At 39.0% G+C, this 1886-nt stretch carries 2 protein-coding genes; one reads left to right on the top strand and one right to left on the bottom strand.

From position 1 onward, the window contains the following. Positions 1 to 1166: GTPase HflX (gene hflX, locus GCCT14_RS04670; RefSeq protein WP_108624423.1), on the top strand; the 1166-nt coding region annotated here is incomplete at its 5' end. Here hflX and GCCT14_RS04665 read toward each other — a convergent pair. After that, on the bottom strand, positions 1098 to 1886 hold a 789-nt coding region (locus GCCT14_RS04665), incomplete at its 5' end, for a prolipoprotein diacylglyceryl transferase (RefSeq protein WP_108624422.1). The two genes, hflX and GCCT14_RS04665, sit on opposite strands and share 69 nt — an antisense overlap.

Below are 1886 nucleotides of genomic sequence, written 5' to 3'. Positions count from 1 at the left end.
GGTCGTGCGAAATTGATGTTGCGGATTCAACCATTTGTCCGCTGCGTGAACGTCACGTTTCTACCTTCATTGGCTCTGGTAGACTTAAAGACATAGTTGCTTCTGCGTCTGATTTGGATGTTGATGTAGTTGTTTTTGATGAAGAATTGACTCCCGCACAGCAACGTAATTTGGAAGGTGCAATCCAAAAGCCCGTTATGGATAGAACGGAAATTATTTTGGAAGTATTCGCCAGTAAGGCACGTACACACGAGGCAAAGATTCAAGTGCAATTGGCTCAAATTCGTTATAACATGCCTAGATTAAAGAGGCTCTGGGGCCATCTTTCTAGGCAAAAGGGAGGAGGTGTAAATCAGAAAGGAGAGGGAGAGACTCAAATCGAGCTTGATAGGCGACTCTTGAGAAAAACTGCTCAAAAACTAATGGAGCAACTAGAGGCTATTAAGGAAGATCGGAGAACGTTTCAAAAGCAAAGAATTCGTTCTGGTGTTTTTCGTTTTGCTTTCGTTGGATATACCAATGCTGGCAAATCTACTTTGATGAATTGCCTTACTGGAGCCTCTGTCTATGTTGAGGACAAGTTATTTGCCACTCTTGACACAACTACACGTCGTTTATGTCTACCTTCTAAGCAAGAAGTATTGGTGACAGATACGGTTGGATTCATTCGCAAGCTGCCTCATACTTTGATAGCAGCATTTAGGAGCACTCTTGAAGGTGCTCTTGAAGCAGATTGCCTGTTGCATATTGTTGATGGATCTAACCCATCTTTTCGTCTTCATATGGATGCAACCAATGAAGTACTTAAAGAACTTAATTTCGATCAAGAATGTCCAATCATTCTTGTCTTCAATAAAGCAGATTTGTTTGAAGATAGGATAGGGGAATTACGGATGGATTTTCCAGATGCCCTTTTCTGTTCGTTTGCAAATGAAGATGGGTTGGATTGTCTGTTGAATAAAATGGATCTTCAAGCCCAACGAATGAATAGACTTACCTGGCTCTGTATTCCACCTAATAGATATGAATTGGTTGCTAAACTTCATAATTTGGGTTCTGTTCGTCGGCAATCAGTTGATGAAGAAGGGAACCATTTTCTAAATGTCTCTTTGCCTGAAGGACAAGAGTCGATTTACAGAGAGTTTTTTTCTTTGGAACCAAATTAAGAGAGAAAATCCAATCAAAAAAAATGGAAGTGTAAATATCTGTCCTGGAGAGGGGAACCCTTTACCTATATCTTCCTTTAGGAATTCTAACAAGAATCGGGTAGAACTTGTAACGAGGCAAATTCTTCCGAAGATCTCACCTTGAAAAAGGTGTTTTTTTTGTGAGGTCCAATTTAGAGCATAACCTAAAAGAAAACCGAAGGCTTCATATAATTGTACTGGGTGTAGGGGAATTTGCTTTTTTGAGCCTTCTGCATGAGAAAAAATTACCCCAAGCAACATTTCAGTAGGCACTCCAAGTACTTCGTGATTGAAAAAATTTCCAATACGTGTACAAACAATGCCAGGAAGAACTGAAATAGCAATGATGTCCAGCAACCTCATAAGTGAAGTTCCACCGGGACGTAGTATTGAGTGTAAGAGTATTACCCCAATAATAGCGAACGTTCCGCCTAATTGGCCGGAAAATCCACCTTCTTGAATAGCGCTAATATGAAAAATCTCATCAAATGGCCCCCAAAAGATATTTTCTATATAAAAACCAAAACGAGAACCAACAAAAAAGAAAATAAAGAACGTTATTTTAAAATAATCATTTTCTTTTTGACTTAAAGAAGTTGAAACACAATCAAAATATATGAAAGAAAGAATCCACCCCAAAAAAACCCAGCAACTGTACCAACTAATTTGCAGCCCCAAAAAATTTGTACAGATAATGGG

The organism is Candidatus Similichlamydia epinepheli, from assembly GCF_003056015.1.
This window is presented reverse-complemented; position numbering and strand designations above follow the sequence as displayed.